Here is a 17,085-nt window from a genome sequence, read left to right as displayed (position 1 = left end):
AATGGCGGTCGCAAATGATCATATCGATAAAGCGTTTGCGTGCCACGATGCGCCGCGATAGGAGTTCGCACGGTAGCAAATGGACGGATAGGGGCCAAGATGACCGGGGTTAGCCCGGCCAGCTCGGGCCGTTTTTGGCTTATTTGCCGAATAACAACTGGTAAGCTGAGTTAAGGAGTGTCGTTGCCGAATGGCCTATGCTGACCACTCGCAAGGATCGAGTCGTACGATCTCGATCATCATCGTCGCCCTGATTCACGCTGTTCTGGGTTACGCCTTCGTCACCGGCCTTGGCATGAAATATGTCAAAAAGGCGGCGGAACAGCTGAACGTGATCGACGTAAAGGAGGAACCGCCGCCACCGGACGAGGAGCCGCCGCCGCCGCCGCCAGACCAGCCGGTCGAACCGCCGCCGGTCGTCGCGCCGCCGCCGATCGTTCAGACCCCGGCGCCCGCACCGCCGATTCAGACGGTCCGGACCCCGCCGCCGGTCTTCAACCCGGTTCCGGTCGCCGCGCCGCCGCCGCCGGCTCCGCCGCCGCCGGAGGTTCCCGCCTCCCGCGCGTCCCCGCGCAGCAGTCCGGGTAGCTGGCTCAGCGATGCCGACTATCCCAGCCGCGCGCAGCGTGAAGAACGTTCGGGCACGGCCGGGTTCCGCCTGGAAATCGGTCCGGACGGTCGCGTGACCAACTGCACCATCACCTCTTCGACCGGCCATGCCGACCTCGACGAGGCGACGTGCCGCCTGCTGCCGCGACGTGCGAGGTTCAAGCCCGCGACGGCAGCCGGAGGCGGTCCGATGTCGGACACGTACAATGGCCGGATCACCTGGCGTCTGCCGGAGTGATTTTGAAAAGGGCGGGCGGTCGCCTCCGGATGATTGGACGCCGCCTACCCTTGTTTATTGATCCTTTGAGAGGGAAGTCTTGAACATGTTGATGTATCTCGCAGCAGCTGCCGCGCCCAAGGCGGAGAACCCCTATGGCCTGATGGAGGCCCTGGAGCAGGGCGGCACCATCGCCTGGACCGTTTTCATCATCCTTTGCGGTATGTCGGTCGGCACCTTCTACATTCTGTTCACCAAGCTGATCGAACAGCAGAAGGTGATCAACCAGGGCAAGAAGGTTCGCGCAACCTTCTGGCGCGCCGCCAGCCTGAAGGAAGGCACCGCCAAGCTCGAAAAGAACTCGGCCTACAAGCAGATCGTCGATGACGGCATCAAGGCCCAGGAAGAACACACCAAGCTGACCGACCCGGTCGAAGCCCATGACTGGCTGCACGGCTCGCTCGCCCGTTCGGAAGCTTCGATCAACTCGAAGCTCGGCGGCGGCCTGGCGTTCCTCGCCACCGTCGGTTCGACCTCGCCGTTCATCGGTCTGTTCGGTACGGTTATCGGCATCTACCGCGCGCTCATCAAGATCGGCGCCGCCGGTCAGGCCTCGATCGACGCCGTCGCCGGCCCGGTCGGTGAAGCTCTGATCATGACCGCCCTGGGTCTGGCCGTGGCCGTTCCCGCGGTGCTCGCCTACAACTTCCTGCAGCGCCGCAACAAGTCGATCGCCGAACAGCTCAACGGCTTCACCGTCGACCTGCTGGCTCACCTGGTGTCGAACGGCGCCGTGAAGCCGACGATCGCCGCTGCCCCGGCCGCTCCGGCCGCCAAGCCGGCAGCCGCGCCGACCAAGGCCTGATAGGCTGAGATGCCGATAAGGGGGCCGGCGGCGGCTGCGACGCTCGGTCTCCCCTTATCGGACGTGGGCTCCGGAACGCCGGGGCGCCATCGACAAGCATGTTAGGAAATAATCAATGGCAATGAGTGTTGGCTCTGACGGCGGTGACGACAAGCCGATGTCCGACATCAACACGACGCCGCTCGTCGACGTCATGCTGGTGTTGCTCATCATCTTCCTCATCGCGGTCCCGGTCGTCGTCCAGACGGTTCAGCTACAGCTTCCCAAGGTCGCGTTCGAGCCGACGACGACGAAACCGGAAAATGTTTCCCTGTCGATCACGCAGGCTTCCGACGGTAGCTGTGCGGTCTACTGGAACCTGACCCGCGTGTCCTCCAACGAGCTGCTCGACCGCGCGGTCGCGAAGCTGGAGGCGGACATCAAGAAGGCGGGCGGCGTTGAGAACCTGACGCCGGAGGATCTGCCCGAAGTGCATATCCGCGGCGACATCAACGTTCCCTATCGGTGCATCGGCGGCACCATCTACACGATGCAGCGCGCCGGTTTCCCGAAGGTCGGCTTCATCTCCGAGCCCGAACCGGGCACGACGACCCGCCGGCTTTAAGTTCTAGGAGTATCGCCACATGGCTATGAGTGCCGGAAGTGAAGATGGCGAACCGATGGTGGAAATGAACACGACGCCGTTGATCGACGTCATGCTCGTTCTCCTCATCATGTTCATCATCACCATCCCGATCCAGACCCACGCGGTCAAGATCGACCTGCCGCAGAACGCCCCGCCGACCGACAGCGTCATCGACCCTGTCAAGAACAAGGTGGCGATCGATCCCAGCGGCGTCATCACCTGGAACGGTTCGGCCATCGACCTGCTGACCCTGCGTCAGTATCTGCAGCAGTCGCTGCGGTTGCCGGTCGAGCCCGAATTGCAGTTCCAGCCCAACGCGGCCACCCGCTACGTCGTCGTCGACGAGGTGCTGGCCGAGATCAAGCGCGCCGGCGTGACCAAGCTGGGCTTCGTCGGCAACGAACAATACGGCAATTTCTAAGGCCGTCGGGACCGGGTCCGGCAACGCTGGACCCCGGTTCGGGAAAGATTTGCGCATCGGACGGGGCGCATGTCGGGCGTTCGCTGGATCATCGAACGCCTGCGCGCCCTCAGGGCACGAATACGCCGCCGCTGTCTGGCCGGGAATGTTCGACTTCCCGTTTCCGGGCGCGGGCTGGGGTGACGCAATCGGGCGCGTGATGCGCGGACCTGCATGGGGGCTGCTTCGGCGGCCCCTTATTTTTGCCTGGCCTTGCCCGGTTTAATGCTTTCTTCACCGCGACCGGCGATGATGCGGATGGTCAAATCGGCATTGGATCATGGGCGCCACAGTTCAGACAAATCCGTATCGCGGCAGCAATCGTCTGGCGGATCGCCGCACGGCGCTGATCGGCGTTCGGATCCGGCGGCCGGGCGAAACCTGGTTCAAGAGCCAGGTCACGGATGTCTCCGAAGTCGGCTTCCGCCTCAAAAGTTTCATGAAATTGGCGGCCGGCGACGATCTTTGGATCATGCTGCCGGGCTTCGAAGGCCGCCGCGCGCGCGTGTTGTGGAGCCGGTCGCATGAATCGGGCTGCGTCTTCGAACGCCCGCTGCATCCGGCGATCCTCGATCACATCATCCGAATCGGCCAATAAGCCATCGGGCCTTGCCTAAGGGCATGCGCCGACCATTCGCCCATCGCGCCTCTCATCGGCGCGATGAACGCCCCCGCGTCACGCGCAGCATCCGCTGGAGCATTTTCCAGTCGGCCCTAAACGCGCAGCGCTGGCCCAAACACGCCTGACCGGCTGCGGCGCGGATCCGTCAGAAGAACAGCTTGCGGAAACTGATCGTCACCGCCCGCCCCAGCGGGTCGAGATAGCCGGGCTGGTAGCGGACCGGCGTGATCCCGTCCGCATCGGTGACGCTGCGCCGCTGGTTGAACAGATTGTCGATGCCGATCGATATGCGCGCGCCGCGCAGGAAGGGATGCTTCTTCACCAGCGAAGGCATCTGCCCCAGATTGGCGAACAGGCGCAGGTCCGCCGTCGCCAGGCTGCCGAAGTCCAGCCGCGATGCCCCACCCGTGGTTCCGCCCAGCGCGCCATCGACATGGGTGCCGCTTTCCCAATCCACGCTCAACCGCGCGCCCAGGCCGTTATTGACATAGCCCAGCCGCGCATTCAGCTCATGCCGCGGCTGGCCGCCCGACGACCCTGTGGCGTCGCCGTTCAGCAGGTCCAGTTCCGGCACGCCGGGCGCGATCAGGATGCTCTCGTTGAGATGCCAGGTGTGATAGAGGCTGAAGCTGAGCCGCCCACCGCCTCCGCCGCCCCTTCCGCCGCCGAAACCGCCCGGCCCGCCAAAGCCGCCGCCCGGTCTTCGCGGGCCTTCGCCAAGGCCTCCGCCCGGGCCGCCGCGATCGCCTTCGCCCCGTGGCCGCTCGCCGCCATCCTGCCCTTGAGGGCGCTGCCCGCCCGGCCCGCGATTGCCGAACAGGCCGCGCAGATCCTGCAATTCCCTGGGTCGCTCCTCCGGCTTGGCGCCCGCGGCCCGCCAGGCCTCCACCACCTTCTGGATGTGCGATTTCAGCGGAACGGACAGGTCGAAACCCCAGCGAAGCTGCTCGCTCCGCGACCGCAGGAAATTGATTGGCCGCGCATCGATCTGCGTCAGATTGCCGTCATCGTCCCGCAGGAAACGCTGGGGGAAGGCATCCTCGATGGCGGGGGTCGGCGTCGGAAAGGCCGAGATCGGGTTGCTCGTCCGGCTGTTGGCGTAGGTCGCCGTCAGCGTCAGATTGGGTTTCTCGAACGGCTTGATATTGGCGCTGAGGCGGAACTGGTCGCGCACGCTTTCTCTGAGGGCGGCATTGCCCCCGCTCAGTTGCGTCACGAACACGGTCTGCCCGGTCGCATAGTCGAACACCGACACATTGGGTGTGGAGATCGGCGGATCGGTGATCTGCGCGCCCGTGGGCGCGGCGCGATCCTGGTTCGCGGACATCAGCAACTGCACGGCGGGCACCGGCCGCCAGCGCATGCCGTATCCCAGGGTCGAAAGCGTACCGAAGTCGGAATAATGCTGCGCCGCCGCGTTCACATTGACGCCGATGTCGCCCACCGCGCCCAGCACTCCCTTCGACCGGCTGGTGATCGGCAGGTCGACGCTGATCTGCCCGCTGCCGATTTCCCGGCTGTAGCTGTTGTCGCGCTGCTCGCCCGAACGGATCGACCAGCTATCGAAGCCATTGGCCGATCCGCCCACGCGCACCGCGGTCGTCACCGCCCCGGCCGGCAGGTCGAACAGCGGACCCGACAGCAGCAGGTCGCCCTGCACCGCCTTCGATTCCGCCTCCGCCCGGTCGATCACCCGCGTCGACAGCAGGTCGGACGAAAAGCCGCCGAACGGGTCCGCGCCCGCATCGATCGCGCTCTGGATCGCGCCGGTCGCGAATCCCCGGTCGGTCGAAGTGCGCGTGTTCGAATAATCGCCATTGCCGGTGAAGGACCATTGCCAGCCGCCGCCCAGAAGGCCGCTGAGCGTCACCCCGACATGGCCGGTCGTGCCCTTGATCTGCTGCCCCAGCTCGCCCGCCTGGCGCAGATAGCGATAGAAGCTCGTCGGCGTGGCGAAGGGCGAGAAGGGGTTGCCCGCCGGCAGGTCGAACGCCGCCGCCTGGAACCCTTGCAGGCTGTCATTGTCGGACAGCTCCAGCCGCCCGTTGACGGTCATCGACACCTTGCCCAGGGCGCGGGCCAGGGTCGCATTGGCGGCGAAGCTCTCCGTCGCCGGGCTGAGCGTGCGATGATGGGCCAGCTCGCCGCCGGTCATGCCGTTCCCGCCCACCAGAAAGGCGTCGATGCCCGACTGCCGGTTGGCCCGCTCGCCCTGCACGATCGGCGCCACGCCGCGCTCGCTTTCCAGCAGCGACGCGGCGGTCCTGTACTGCATGTCGAGGGTGAAGCGATTGTCGCCTCGGATGCGCAGCAGCGCGCCTTCGACGGAGCCATTCTCCCGCCCGCCCTGCGTCGTGGCGCCTGCCCGCAGGTCCGCCGTTTCGGCGCGGAACCGCTGGCGCAGTACGATGTTCACCACCTTCTGCGTCGGCGCATAACCATAGCTGAGCGCCACCTGTTCGGGCAGGATGTCGACCCGCGCCACCGCTTCGGACGGGATGTCCTGGATTTCCGAAAAGCTGGAGATCCGCTTGCCGTTCAGCAGGATCACCGGCGTGCCGTTGGTCTGGGGCGACAGTTCCGCGATCATCTCCGATATGGACGTGACGCCCAGGGCGCGGACATCGGCGGCGGAAAGCTGCTGCTCCGGCCTCACATTGCCGACCACGGCGCCGCGTTCGGGCTGGCCGGTGACGACGATCTCGTCCGCATCGTCCATCTGCCCGGCCGGGCCCCTGGGTTCCTCGGTCTGCGCCATCAGCGCGCCCGGCGCCGCACTCATCATCAACGGAAACAAAAGACAGGCAAAGGAACGGCGCACTGTTTACCCCTTAGGATCAAACCCTGAATGCTCTCCCTCTAGGCGGGAGTTGTCGCAAGACTCTGGCAATGCCCATAGAGATTTGTCGCAAAATGTAACCCGGCATCGCCCCGCCCGACCCGCCGCGCCGGAAAGGGGACCGTTCGCCTGCCGATTGCATTGCCCGCCAGACTTTCTACACCTTGGCCCATGCGCACGCTCTATCCCGCCATCGAACCCTTCGCCTCCGGACATCTCGATGTGGGCGACGGCCACCGCGTCTATTGGGAGCGGGCCGGGACGCCGGGCGCCAAGCCTGCCGTCTTCCTGCATGGCGGCCCCGGCGGCGGCATATCGCCCGATCACCGCCGCCTGTTCGATCCGGAACGCTATGACGTGCTCCTTTTCGACCAGCGCGGCTGCGGCCGCTCGACGCCCCATGCGGAGCTGGAGGCGAACACAAGCTGGCACCTGGTCGCGGACATCGAACGGCTGCGGCGGATGATGGGCGTCGAGCGATGGCTGGTCTTCGGCGGAAGCTGGGGGTCGACGCTGGCGCTGGCCTATGCCCAGAGCCATGCCGACCGCGTGACCGAACTGGTGCTGCGCGGCATCTTCACCATCCGCAGGCAGGAAATCGACTGGTATTACCAGCAGGGCGCCAGCCGCATCTACCCGGAAAAATGGGAACGCTTCGTCGCGCCCATTCCGGAGGCGGAGCGCGGCGACCTGCTCCACGCCTATCGCCGCATCCTGACCGGCGACGACCGCGCCGCCCAGATCGCCGCCGCCAAGGCGTGGAGCCTTTGGGAAGGCGAAACCATCCGCCTGCTGCCCGACGAGGCGCTCTCCGCCACCCATGAGGCGGACGACTTCGCACTGGCCTTCGCCCGCATCGAAAATCATTATTTCGTCCATGGCGGCTGGCTGGAGGAAGGGCAGCTCATCCGGGACGCCGGGAAGCTGGCGGACATTCCCGGCGTCATCGTGCAGGGCCGCTACGACATGGCCTGCCCCGCCGAAACGGCCTGGGCGCTGCACAGGGCCTGGCCGCAGGCGCGCTTCGAGATGATCGAAGGGGCGGGCCATGCGTTCAACGAACCGGGCATATTGGACGCGCTCATCAGGGCGACGGACGGGTTTGCCGCCCAAGCGAAAGGATAATCATGCGCACATGGATGGTGCTGGCGGGGGTGTTCGGCCTGATGGCCTGCGGCGAGGGCAGCGACCCGATCACTGCGGTCGACCGCCGGGAAACGCCGGAAACCGGCGCGGCGGCAGCCGTCGCGAAGCTGGACGAGGCCCAGCGCAACGGTGTGCTGGAACGCGCCGTGCGGGCGTCGGGCGCGGCTTGCCCCACCGTCATCCGGTCGGAGCGGATGCAGGTGCGGCCCGGCGTCCAGGGTTGGAAGGCCGAGTGCAATGACGGCACCGCGCATCTGATAGAGATCCACGCGGACGGCACCGCCGACGTCACCAGCCGCACGCGCTGACCGCCGGTTCGGGGCATGTCCCGGTCCGACGCGATGGCGGACCATCGCCGTCAGCCTGCGGCGACATCCTGAAACTGGAGGTTGGCCAGCCGCGCATAGAGGCCCTTCTGCCGCATCAGCATGGCGTGGTCGCCCTGTTCGACCAGCCGTCCTTCGTCCAGCACCAGGATGCGGTCCGCCGCCCTGACCGTGGCGAGGCGATGGGCGATGACGATGGTCGTGCGCCCCTGCATCAGCCGGCCGAGGGCGTCCTGCACCAGCCGTTCCGATTCGGCGTCGAGGGCGGAGGTCGCTTCGTCCAGCAGCAGGATCGGCGCATCGCGCAGCAGGGCGCGCGCGATGGACAGGCGCTGGCGCTGGCCGCCCGAAAGGCGCGCGCCGCCTTCGCCCAGAAAGCTGTCCAGGCCCTGCGGCAGGGCGCGCAGGAAAGCCTCCGCATTGGCGGCGCGGGCGGCGGCCCAGATCTGATCGTCGCTGGCGTCCCATCGGCCGTAGCGCAGATTGTCGCGGGCCGACGCGGCGAAGATGATGCTTTCCTGCGGCACCATGGCCATCATGCCGCGCACCTCCGCCGGATCGGCCTGGGGCAGGGGAACGCCGTTAAGGCGGATCACGCCCGAATCGGGATCGTAGAAGCGCAGCGCCAACTGGATCAGCGTGGATTTCCCCGCGCCGGACGGGCCGACGATGGCGACCGTCTCGCCCGGCGCGATGTCGATGGAGATGCCGTGCAGCGCCGCCTGATCGGGCCGGGTGGGATAGCGGAAATGCACATCCTCGAACTGGAGATGCGCGCCATGCTCGGTCCGCGGCACGGGAACGGGGCGGGGCGGGGCTGTGATCTGCGGCGTGGCGCTCATCAGTTCATGCAGCCGCCCGGCGGCGCCCGCGCCGCGCAGCAGGTCGCCCCAGGTTTCCGACAGCGCGCCGAACGCGCCCGCCACCAGCCCGCCCGTCAGGACGAAGGCGGCGATGCTGCCCCCCGAAAGGCGCCCGGCGGCGACGTCCAGCGCGCCCTGCCACATGACCGCCGTGATCGACCCGAAGACCAGCGCGATGACGATGGCGGTCATCGCGGCGCGCAGGGCGATCCGGCGGCGCGCCGTGGCGAAACCCGCCTCGACCGTGGTGTCGAACCGCGCCGCTTCCCGTCCTTCCTGGCCGAAGGCCTGGACGATCTTCATCGCGCCCAGCGTTTCCGACGTGACGCTGCCGACATCGGCCAGCCGGTCCTGGCTTGCCCGCGACAGGGCGCGCACGCGGCGGCCAAGGCCGATGATCGCCACCAATATGACCGGAATGCCGAGCAGCAGCAGCCCCGCGAGCTTGGGCGCCAGCGCGAAGAGATAGATAAGGCCGCCGGTCCCCGTCACCACATTGCGCAGCGCGATCGAAACGGTCGATCCCACCACCTGGTCGATGATCGCCGTGTCGGCAGTCATGCGCGACGCGATTTCGGAGGGGCGGTTTTCCTCGAAGAAGCGGGGTTCCTGCCGCAGCAGATTGGCCTGCGTGGCCGATCGGATGTCAGCGACGACCCGCTCCCCCAGCCAGGACACGAAATAGAAGCGCGCCGCCGTGGCCAGCGCCAGGATCGCGACGATCAGGAACAGATATTCGAACCACCGGCTGATGTCGCCGCCGCCCATGAAGCCCCGGTCGATGACCAGCCGGAAGCCGCTGGGGATCGCCAGCGTCGCGGCGGAAGAGACCAGCAGCGCGGCGAGCGCCCCGGCGATGCGGCCGGGATAGCGGCTGGCGAAGCGCCAGATCATCGCCAGGCTGCCAAGCGGGGGGCGCGTCCTGTCGCGCGGCGATGGCTGTTCCACATCTACCATGACGCCGCGCTCTAAAGGGATTTCGCGTGAAAGGGAACATTGTCCATCGGTCCTAGCCGGCGGGCGCGATCTCCGCCGCCAGCGTCATGATGCGCTGCGGCCCGGCCCGGCCGGTCAGGGCATAGGCCATGTCGCCCGCCTCCCAATAGGCGATGACGTCCTCTGCGCGCCGGGCGAGCAGCGGGCGCGCCTCCGCCGGGGTTTCGGCCCGGTCGGCGAAGAAGGACAGTTGCTCCCCCTCCGGCGTGGTGATCGACACGGCGACGGCGGGGCTGTCGGGCGTGGGATAAAGCTGCACGTCATGGACGCGCCATCTGGCGGGCAGCGGCGGCAGGACGATGCCGGTCGACCGTTGGATCTCGCCGGGGTTGAGCGTCGCGCTTTCCACTTGCGACGCCATGCTCTGGCGCAGCAGCCCGGTGCGGTGGGACGCGGCGGCCTGGTCCAGGAAGGTGGTGGCCTGCGCGGACTGCGGAAATTCGCCCAACTCCCCCCTCGCGATCCAGCCGCTCGCGACCAGGGCGGCGATGCCCGCCGCCCGGCCGATATGGCGCCAGGCGCGGCGACGGTCATTGTCGTTGGCGACCGGGACCGATGTGTCGCGGCGGCGGCCGACCAGCGTTCCCTTGGTCCCGTCATGCCTCAGCCGGAAATCGATATGCGGCCACCGCTTGCGCCAGCGCCTGGCGACCAGCCGCTCGCCGGGGCGGGCGGCGTCGTCCAGCAGCACCACCGCCCCCGGAGACAGGCGGGCGAACAGGCTGTCCGCCGCGCCCCGCACCAGCGGATGCACCGCCCAGGGCGGCCCGTCGATGATCAGCAGGTCGATGCTGTCGGGCAGGCTGTCGATGTCGTACCAGCGGCCCGGCCAGTCCTCGCTCTCCGCAACCAGCGGCGCATGGCGCAGATCGGCCGTCAGCCCATGGTCCGCCAGCCAGTTGCGGGTCGCCTGCACGAATCCGTCATGCTGGTCGAAGCTGGTCAGCCGTCCTCCGCCGTGCAGGGCAAGGGCGCGGGCGGCGATCAGCGTCGATGCGCCCGCCCCCAGTTCCACGACATGGGCAGGCCGCAGCCGCGCGATTTCCCGCACGATATGGCGCAGGAAACCCATGTCCGCCTTCCAGCTTCCCAGATGCGGCAGGGCGTCATGGGGCAGGCCAAGCTCGTCCAGCAGGGCGCGCTTGTCCGCCTTGCGCCCGCCCGACAGGCTGGCCAGCAGCCAGGGCCAGCTGATCGCGCCGAAGCCGATGCGCCAGGCCATGTCGGACAGCCGACGCCGGGCCGCCAGCGCATCGGCGTCGTCGATGGGCAGCAGGCCGGTCAATTCTCTGGAGGTCACGGCTAAGCCTATCCTTTATCTGCGGGTCGAGACTGGTTATGCGGCGGGATAGCCCGTTCGCATAGACCCGACTATCGCCAGCATAGGGAACGCCGATGACCCGCATCATATCCGCGACTGTTGAACGTTGGCCGGTCGCGGGAACCTTCACCATCAGTCGCGGGGCCAAGACGTCGGTGGACGTCGTGGTCTGCACCGTGGGCGACGGCGCGCATGTCGGCCGGGGCGAGGGCACGGCCATCTATTATGAAGGCGAGACGGCGGAGGGCTGCGCGGCGGCGATCAACGCCTATTCAGGGCCGCTGGAGCGCGACGCGCTGCTGGAAGCGATGCCGCGGGGGGCGGCGCGCAACGCGCTGGATTGCGCGCTCTGGGATCTGGAGGCGAAGCGCGCCGGCGCGCCCGTGTGGAAGCTCGCCGGGCTGGCGGAGCCCGCGCCCCTGCCCACCGCCTTCACCATCAGCCTGGGCGCGCCGGAGAAGATGGAGGCGGATGCGCGGGCAGCGGCGGGACGCGGCTTCGGCCTGCTCAAATGCAAGCTGACGGGCGAGGGCGACCGGGCGCGGATCGCCGCCGTGCGGGCGGGCGCGCCGGACGTGCGGCTGATCGTCGACGCCAATGAAAGCTGGCACGAGCTGGACATCGCGGCGGAGGCGCAGGCCCTGGCGGACCTGGGCGTGGAGATGGTCGAACAGCCGGTCTTCCACGGCAGGGAGGAACGGCTGGCGGGGATCAGGTCGCCGCTGCCGCTCTGCGCGGACGAGAGTTGCCACACGCGCGCCGACCTCGACCGGCTGGGGGATTTCGACGCGGTGAACATCAAGCTCGACAAGGCGGGCGGGCTGACCGAGGCGCTGGCCCTATCGCGGGAGGCAAGGGCGCGGGGGTTCCGCGTGATGGTCGGCTGCATGCTGGGCACGTCGCTGGGCATCGCGCCCGCCGCACTGGTGGCGCAGGGGGCGGACTGGATCGACCTCGACGGCGCGCTGCTGCTGGCGAGGGACCGGGAAGGGGGGCTGCAACTGCGCGACGGGCTGCTGCTGCCTGGCGGGCTATGGGGCTTGGATTAAGTTATCTCCCAACCCGTCATGCTGAACTTGTTTCAGCATCCATCGTGCCTCCAGGCACCTTACGCCGGTGGGGAGAAATGGATGCTGAAACAAGTTCAGCATGACGAAGGAGGAGAGGGGGGCGACCCTCAATAACCCAGCGTCAATCCCACCGCATAATATTTCGGCCCCACATTGGCTTTCGCCCGCAGCTTGGGGATCAGCGGCATGGCAAGCGTCGCATAGGGGCGTGTATTGTCGCCGCTGAAGCGCACGCCTGCGCCGATGGTGGCGGAGGCGGGGAGGGTATAGCTCGCCTCCACCCGCCCATAGAGCTTCGTGTCCCCATCGCGCAGATAGACGCCGCCGCCCGGCGTCAGGCTGAAGCCGCCAATGTCCATCGCATAGCCCGCGCCGATTTCCGTGCCCCAATGCCCATCGGCGCGTCCGTAATTGGCCTCGGCCCCTATCCCTTCGGCATGGGCGGCGGGGGCGAAGGCGAGCGTGGCGGCGGCCAGCAGATAGAGGGGCTTCATGGCTGTTCCCAGATGTCCGTTCATGATCGCACCCGCCTGACTCCCGCCGCCGCGCCGGGCAAGCGGGAGCAGGCAGAGCGAGTCCGATATGCGGCCAGGCGAGTCAGGCGCGGGCGTCGCCCCCCGGCTGGTCGACCCGCACCACCGGCTGCACCTCAGCATAGGGCATGATCGCCCGGCCGTCGGGCGCGGCGGTGAAGCTGGTCTGCGTGGGATAGGCGAATTCGATCCCCTCCGCGTTAAAGCGCTTCCAGATGGCCAGGCCCACCCGGTGGCGCGAGAGGAAATAATCGTGCGTGTCGGGGTCGGGCACGTCGAAATTGAGCTGATAGTCGAGCGAACTGGCGCCGAAGCTCACCAGCCCCGCATTGACGAAGACATGCCCTTCCGCCTCGACGATCTCCTTCAGCATGGCGGGGATCGCCTCGGCCTTGTCCTCCGGCGTCTGGTAGATGATGCCGATGGCGAAGGTCACGCGCCGCTGCGCCAGCGTCTGCAGGCTGGTGATCTCCTTCTGGAGGAGGTTCGCGTTGGAGATCACCTTCTTCTCGCCGCTCATCGCGCGCAGGTGCGTGCTTTTCAGGCCGATGCGCTCCACCCTGGCGGTGGTCTGGTCATATGTGATGACCTCCCCCTGCCGGAACGGCTTGTCGAAGATGATCGACAGCGCGGCGAACAGGTCGGAAAATATGCCCTGCGCCGCCAGGCCGATGGCGATGCCGCCGATGCCCAGGCCCGCGACCAGGCCGGTGACGTTCACCCCCAGATTGTCCAGCACGACGATCAGCGCGATGGCGAACAGGGCGAATGTTACCAGCACGCGGATCAGGCCCATGGCGTTGGCCAGGCTCTGGCTCTCGTCCGCCGTGGTGCGCCGCTCGACCAGGCCCAATATGATCTCCCGCGCCCAGATGGCGCATTGGAACACGGCGGCGATGGTGAACAGGAAGGCGACGGTCTTCAGCACCATCTGCGGCGGATTGGCGTAGCTCACCACCAGCCGCGCTGCGACCATCGCCATGAAGAAATGGGTGGTGCGGGCAAAGGCGCGGCCGGCGACATTGGCAAGGCCCAGCGTGTCGCCCGGATGCCCCTTCAGCCGTCCGCCCACGCTGCGCAGCGCCGTCAGCAGGCTGTAGATGACCACCGCCGCGCCGATGGCGATCAGGATCTGCAGATAATGGAGCGAGAACCAGTGGACCGTCGATTGCCACATCTCGCCGAGATTGGGCGGGCGGACGTCGATCTGCGGCAGGGCGGCGGTGTCTTTCTTGGCGGCCATGAATATCCTTGCGGTTCTGGATGCGGATCAGGCCGCCAGGGGAAGGGCGGTCGTGCCGCCGGCCTCCTCCAGAAAGGCGATCAGTCCGCGTTCGTAACGGGACAGATAGCGGGTTGCGCGCGGCAGGCGAAGCCCCTGTCGCCATATGTCCTGTCCGTTGCGGCAAAGCTCTATCAGCGCGGGGTGGATATAGCTTTTGCGGCTGATCGCCGGGGTGTTGCCCAGCGCCGCGGCGACCGGCTCTATCATCTGCTTGAGCGAGACGCTGCCCGCCGCCAGCGTTTCGAAGGCGATGACGGAGGCGCCCCAGGTGCGGAAATGCTTGGCGGTGAAATCGCCGCCCATCGCCTCCGATATATAGGCGTTGACGTCGCTGGAGGTGATCGGCCGGGCGATCCCTTCCTCATCCACATATTGGAAGAGATGCTGCCCCGGCAGGTCCTGCACCGCGCGGACGAAGCGGACAAGGCGGCGGTCGGTGATCGTCAGTTCATGCTCCCGCCCGGACTTGGCCCGATACCGCAGCCGCAGCGCCTGGCCGCGCAGGTCGACATGGCGGCGGCGCAGCGTGGTCGCGCCGAAGCTCTTGTTCGCGGCGGCATATTGCTCGTTGCCGACGCGCACCTTGGCCAGGTCGAGCAGGCGGACGACCGCGGCCAGCGTCTTTTCCTTGCGCAGGCCGCGCTTCGACAGGTCGGCCTCGATCCGCGCGCGCAGCCTGGGCAGGGCGCGGCCGAAGGCGGGGCAGCCGGCATATTTCTCCGCCTCCCGCGCGGCGCGGAAATCGATGTGATAGCGATATTGCTTGCGGCCCCGGTCGTCATAGCCGGTCGCCTGAATATGGCCCTGAGGGTGGGGACAGAACCAGCAGTCGCGATAGGCGGGCGGCATGGCGATGGCGTTCAGCCGGTCGATCTCCTCCCGATCGGTGATGCGCGTGCCGCTGGCGTCGAAATAGGCCCATCCCCTTTTCATCGCCCTGCGCGTGATGCCGGGCAGGCTGTCATTGGCATGGACGACGGAATCGGGCGGCATGGTTTTTCCTCAACCCGCCGTTCCTCGCTTCGTTCCGCAATGCGCGATGGGGGCAGGAAGAGAATGGGTACCCGCCATTTCCCCTATTCGTCACCCCGGGCTTGACCCGGGGTCCCGCTGCCTTGGACGAGGCGCGGTGTAGAGGAAAAAACGCGGCCCCCGGATCAAGCCTGTCCTGAGCTTGTCGAAGGTGACGGTGCGGCCATGTCAACTCCTGGCCAATGACCGAAGCCCAACCCCTCAATGAATCCGCCCGAACCGCATGCCGCCGGACAGTTGCCAGTGCTGCGGATGCCTGCGCATCACCGACAGATGGGCGAGCGTCAGCGTCAGGCACAGGATCGCGGCGGGGATCGCCACCGCCTGCGCCATTGGCGCCAGCAGGGCGACCGCCGTCGCGGCGACCGTTCCGCCCAGCGCCATCAAGGTCGCGCCCGGCTCCCCATCCGGGCCGCGCAGCCAGAAGACGCAGCCGCCGATGCCGAGCGCAAAGGCCATGGCGAACCGCGCCGCCTGCGCCGGTTCCGCCAGGCCGCAGCCGATCAGCAGCAGCAGGATCGCTCCCGCCAGGCCCCGGCGCGGCAGGCGTCCGAGCAGATGGGCGATGACCGGATAGATCAGCAATTCGCCCATGGCGATGGCGGCCAGTATCGCGGCGGCGAGCCGCGCCTGCTCCGGCCCCGCGATCAGCGCGACGAGCGCCGTCCCGGCCCAGGGCGCCAGCCGCAGCGGCGCCATGCGGATATGGCTGATCCAGCCCCGCAGCCCCGCGCGCGTCTCCCAGCGCCGGTCCGCCAGCCGCAACTGGAAGGCGGCGACGATGAACAGGGCTTCGGCGCCCCAGGGCAGCAGCGCCGGCGCGACCAGCGGCGCGGCGAGCACCAGCCCCAGCAGCAGCCCGTGGGCCGCGCCCAATATCCTCAACTCGCCCTTCATGCGACGCTCCCCTGCGCGACTGGTGTTGCGGGAAATAACGGCCGCCGGGCCGCCAATTTGCGCTTGCGGGTCAAATAAGTGTCGAGTCCGATCTGCAACGACAGCATCATGAAGATGAACGGCTGATAGGCGATGCCCACGAACAGCGATCCAACCATGTAGATGACATGCCCCTGCTGCAGGGCGAGGGCGAAGGGCGACACCCATGCCTCGTCCCCGTCCCGCGCCCGGTACATGCGCCGTATCGCCTCGGTGCGGATGAAGCAGATGAGGTGCAGCAGCCCCCACAGGACGAAACCGAAATAGCCCTGCTCTCCCAGCATCTCGAAATAGGCGCTGTGATAGGCGCGGCCATGGTCGGTGATCATGCGCTTTTCCATGCGCGATCCGGCGGCGTCGATCACCCGTTCCTGCATGACATAGGTGAACTTGTTTTGCAGGTAATTGTCGAAGCCGCCGCCGCCCGGATGGTCCTTCACATAGTCCAGCGTCCATTTCCACACGGCGAGGCGGGTGGAGGCGCTTTCGTCCTGGCTGTGATTCTCGATGGTCGACATGCGCTGGGTGAAGCTGGCGGGCAGGAAGGGGATCGCCGCCAGCGCCGCCAGCGCCATCAGCGGGCCATAGAGGAACCGCCGCTTCGACCGCATCAGCATCAGCCCCGCGAGGACGGCGATGCAGACCAGGCCCGTCCGCGCCTCCGTGCCGATGGGCATCAGAAGGCAGGCGAAGCAGAGCGCATAGGCGAACAGCCTGACCCGCCAGTCGGGGGGAAAGACGGTGCCGTGCCGCGACAGCCACAGGATCAGCGGGATCAGCGAAATGGCGACGGTCGAAATGATGCTGCCTTCATAGAGGCCGCTATTATTGTCCACCATCAGGTTCAGCACGCCATAGCCGCCGCCCGACAGCGCCGTCTTCATGCCGCCGTTGATGATGATCGTGCTGGCGCAAAGCACCATGAACAGGGCCAAGGCCTCGATCCGCAGGCGCGTGCGCAGCGTGACGGGCAGGAAGATGGCGAACAGCATCGCCTTCCACACCCAGCCCCATTTGGTCGCGGCGTTGATCGGGAAATCCGCCGTCATCGTGGTATAGGCGCACCAGGCGAGCAGCAGCAGCAGGATCGCCTGGCGCGCCGACAGGCGGCAGTCCTTCTTGTCGTCGACCAGCATCCACGATCCCACCGCTGCCACGAAGGCGATGAAGGAAATGGGAATGCTGTTCAGCAGGAAATAGGACAGCCGCTGGGGCGAGACGATGTCGATATAGGCATAGACGGCGATCAGCAGGAACGGCCGCTTGAAGCCGGCCAGGAAAAAGGCGCCGAGGAAGGCGACGAAGAACAGGTCACGCATCGCCATTCTCCGGATCGCGAT

At 67.2% G+C, this 17,085-nt stretch carries 16 protein-coding genes; 8 read left to right on the top strand and 8 right to left on the bottom strand.

Going from position 1 to position 17,085, the window contains the following annotated elements:
• Window positions 1–190: 190 nt before the first annotated feature.
• The 5 genes from SIDU_RS10295 (at window position 191) to SIDU_RS10275 (ending at window position 3,374) form a co-directional block, all read left to right on the top strand.
• On the top strand, window positions 191–847 hold the full coding sequence (locus SIDU_RS10295; protein ID WP_013039248.1) for an energy transducer TonB: 657 nt from the start codon (window positions 191–193) through the stop codon (window positions 845–847).
• Window positions 848–932: 85 nt separating this feature from the next.
• On the top strand, window positions 933–1,691 hold the full coding sequence (locus tag SIDU_RS10290) for a MotA/TolQ/ExbB proton channel family protein (RefSeq protein WP_013039249.1): 759 nt from the start codon (window positions 933–935) through the stop codon (window positions 1,689–1,691).
• 115 nt (window positions 1,692–1,806) lie between these two features.
• Window positions 1,807–2,295 (top strand): ExbD/TolR family protein, encoded by a 489-nt coding sequence (locus SIDU_RS10285; RefSeq protein WP_013039250.1) that lies wholly within the window; start codon window positions 1,807–1,809, stop codon window positions 2,293–2,295.
• Window positions 2,296–2,314: 19 nt separating this feature from the next.
• Window positions 2,315–2,737, top strand: a complete 423-nt coding sequence (locus SIDU_RS10280) for an ExbD/TolR family protein (protein ID WP_007688641.1) — start codon at window positions 2,315–2,317, stop codon at window positions 2,735–2,737.
• A 319-nt stretch (window positions 2,738–3,056) separates the two neighbouring features.
• Entirely contained in the window at window positions 3,057–3,374 is a 318-nt protein-coding gene (locus SIDU_RS10275) for a PilZ domain-containing protein (protein ID WP_007688643.1), read from the top strand.
• A gap of 169 nt (window positions 3,375–3,543) precedes the next feature.
• Here SIDU_RS10275 and SIDU_RS19645 read toward each other — a convergent pair whose 3' ends face one another.
• Window positions 3,544–6,219, bottom strand: a complete 2,676-nt coding sequence (locus tag SIDU_RS19645; protein WP_037507989.1) for a TonB-dependent receptor — start codon at window positions 6,217–6,219, stop codon at window positions 3,544–3,546.
• Between the two features lie 189 nt (window positions 6,220–6,408).
• Between SIDU_RS19645 and pip the strand changes: the two genes are divergently transcribed.
• Together pip and SIDU_RS10260 are read left to right on the top strand one after the other, a co-directional pair.
• A complete protein-coding gene (gene pip, locus SIDU_RS10265; RefSeq protein ID WP_007688645.1) occupies window positions 6,409–7,362 on the top strand; it encodes a prolyl aminopeptidase in 954 nt (317 codons plus the stop codon).
• Between the two features lie 2 nt (window positions 7,363–7,364).
• Window positions 7,365–7,691 (top strand): hypothetical protein, encoded by a 327-nt coding sequence (locus SIDU_RS10260; protein ID WP_037507986.1) that lies wholly within the window; start codon window positions 7,365–7,367, stop codon window positions 7,689–7,691.
• A gap of 50 nt (window positions 7,692–7,741) precedes the next feature.
• Here the strand turns inward: SIDU_RS10260 and SIDU_RS10255 are convergent, their stop codons facing one another.
• A complete protein-coding gene (locus SIDU_RS10255) occupies window positions 7,742–9,529 on the bottom strand; it encodes an ABC transporter transmembrane domain-containing protein (RefSeq protein ID WP_007688648.1) in 1,788 nt (595 codons plus the stop codon).
• A gap of 52 nt (window positions 9,530–9,581) precedes the next feature.
• Window positions 9,582–10,868, bottom strand: coding sequence for a class I SAM-dependent methyltransferase (locus SIDU_RS10250; protein WP_007688650.1), 1,287 nt, complete (start codon window positions 10,866–10,868; stop codon window positions 9,582–9,584).
• Window positions 10,869–10,963: 95 nt separating this feature from the next.
• On the opposite strand from SIDU_RS10250, the gene dgcA reads away from it, so the two are divergent.
• Window positions 10,964–11,938, top strand: a complete 975-nt coding sequence (gene dgcA, locus SIDU_RS10245; RefSeq protein WP_007688651.1) for an N-acetyl-D-Glu racemase DgcA — start codon at window positions 10,964–10,966, stop codon at window positions 11,936–11,938.
• Window positions 11,939–12,066: 128 nt separating this feature from the next.
• Here the strand turns inward: dgcA and SIDU_RS10240 are convergent, their stop codons facing one another.
• The 5 genes from SIDU_RS10240 to SIDU_RS10220 form a co-directional block, all read right to left on the bottom strand.
• Window positions 12,067–12,453 (bottom strand): hypothetical protein, encoded by a 387-nt coding sequence (locus tag SIDU_RS10240; protein ID WP_007688652.1) that lies wholly within the window; start codon window positions 12,451–12,453, stop codon window positions 12,067–12,069.
• A gap of 103 nt (window positions 12,454–12,556) precedes the next feature.
• Window positions 12,557–13,735, bottom strand: a complete 1,179-nt coding sequence (locus SIDU_RS10235; protein WP_007688653.1) for a mechanosensitive ion channel family protein — start codon at window positions 13,733–13,735, stop codon at window positions 12,557–12,559.
• Between the two features lie 27 nt (window positions 13,736–13,762).
• On the bottom strand, window positions 13,763–14,770 hold the full coding sequence (locus tag SIDU_RS10230; RefSeq protein WP_007688655.1) for a DNA topoisomerase IB: 1,008 nt from the start codon (window positions 14,768–14,770) through the stop codon (window positions 13,763–13,765).
• A gap of 240 nt (window positions 14,771–15,010) precedes the next feature.
• A complete protein-coding gene (locus SIDU_RS10225; RefSeq protein WP_073507136.1) occupies window positions 15,011–15,706 on the bottom strand; it encodes a hypothetical protein in 696 nt (231 codons plus the stop codon).
• Window positions 15,703–17,064 (bottom strand): putative O-glycosylation ligase, exosortase A system-associated, encoded by a 1,362-nt coding sequence (locus SIDU_RS10220; RefSeq protein WP_025771426.1) that lies wholly within the window; start codon window positions 17,062–17,064, stop codon window positions 15,703–15,705. Before SIDU_RS10220 ends, SIDU_RS10225 begins: the two co-directional genes overlap by 4 nt.
• Between the last annotated feature and the right edge of the window lie 21 nt (window positions 17,065–17,085).

Origin of the sequence: Sphingobium indicum B90A (genome assembly GCF_000264945.2) — a bacterium.
Lineage (GTDB): Bacteria > Pseudomonadota > Alphaproteobacteria > Sphingomonadales > Sphingomonadaceae > Sphingobium > Sphingobium indicum.
This window is presented reverse-complemented; position numbering and strand designations above follow the sequence as displayed.

Bases quoted from the DNA above. Each gene is read 5' to 3' on its own strand.
- SIDU_RS10225 (WP_073507136.1), bottom strand. From the start codon at position 15,706: ATGAAGGGCGAGTTGAGGATATTGGGCGCGGCCCACGGGCTGCTGCTG.
- SIDU_RS10230 (WP_007688655.1), bottom strand. From the start codon at position 14,770: ATGCCGCCCGATTCCGTCGTCCATGCCAATGACAGCCTGCCCGGCATC.
- dgcA (WP_007688651.1), top strand. From the start codon at position 10,964: ATGACCCGCATCATATCCGCGACTGTTGAACGTTGGCCGGTCGCGGGA.
- SIDU_RS10240 (WP_007688652.1), bottom strand. From the start codon at position 12,453: ATGAAGCCCCTCTATCTGCTGGCCGCCGCCACGCTCGCCTTCGCCCCC.
- SIDU_RS10235 (WP_007688653.1), bottom strand. From the start codon at position 13,735: ATGGCCGCCAAGAAAGACACCGCCGCCCTGCCGCAGATCGACGTCCGC.
- pip (WP_007688645.1), top strand. From the start codon at position 6,409: ATGCGCACGCTCTATCCCGCCATCGAACCCTTCGCCTCCGGACATCTC.
- SIDU_RS10290 (WP_013039249.1), top strand. From the start codon at position 933: ATGTTGATGTATCTCGCAGCAGCTGCCGCGCCCAAGGCGGAGAACCCC.
- SIDU_RS10260 (WP_037507986.1), top strand. From the start codon at position 7,365: ATGCGCACATGGATGGTGCTGGCGGGGGTGTTCGGCCTGATGGCCTGC.
- SIDU_RS10220 (WP_025771426.1), bottom strand. From the start codon at position 17,064: ATGCGTGACCTGTTCTTCGTCGCCTTCCTCGGCGCCTTTTTCCTGGCC.
- SIDU_RS10275 (WP_007688643.1), top strand. From the start codon at position 3,057: ATGGGCGCCACAGTTCAGACAAATCCGTATCGCGGCAGCAATCGTCTG.
- SIDU_RS10255 (WP_007688648.1), bottom strand. From the start codon at position 9,529: ATGGTAGATGTGGAACAGCCATCGCCGCGCGACAGGACGCGCCCCCCG.
- SIDU_RS10295 (WP_013039248.1), top strand. From the start codon at position 191: ATGGCCTATGCTGACCACTCGCAAGGATCGAGTCGTACGATCTCGATC.
- SIDU_RS10280 (WP_007688641.1), top strand. From the start codon at position 2,315: ATGGCTATGAGTGCCGGAAGTGAAGATGGCGAACCGATGGTGGAAATG.
- SIDU_RS10285 (WP_013039250.1), top strand. From the start codon at position 1,807: ATGGCAATGAGTGTTGGCTCTGACGGCGGTGACGACAAGCCGATGTCC.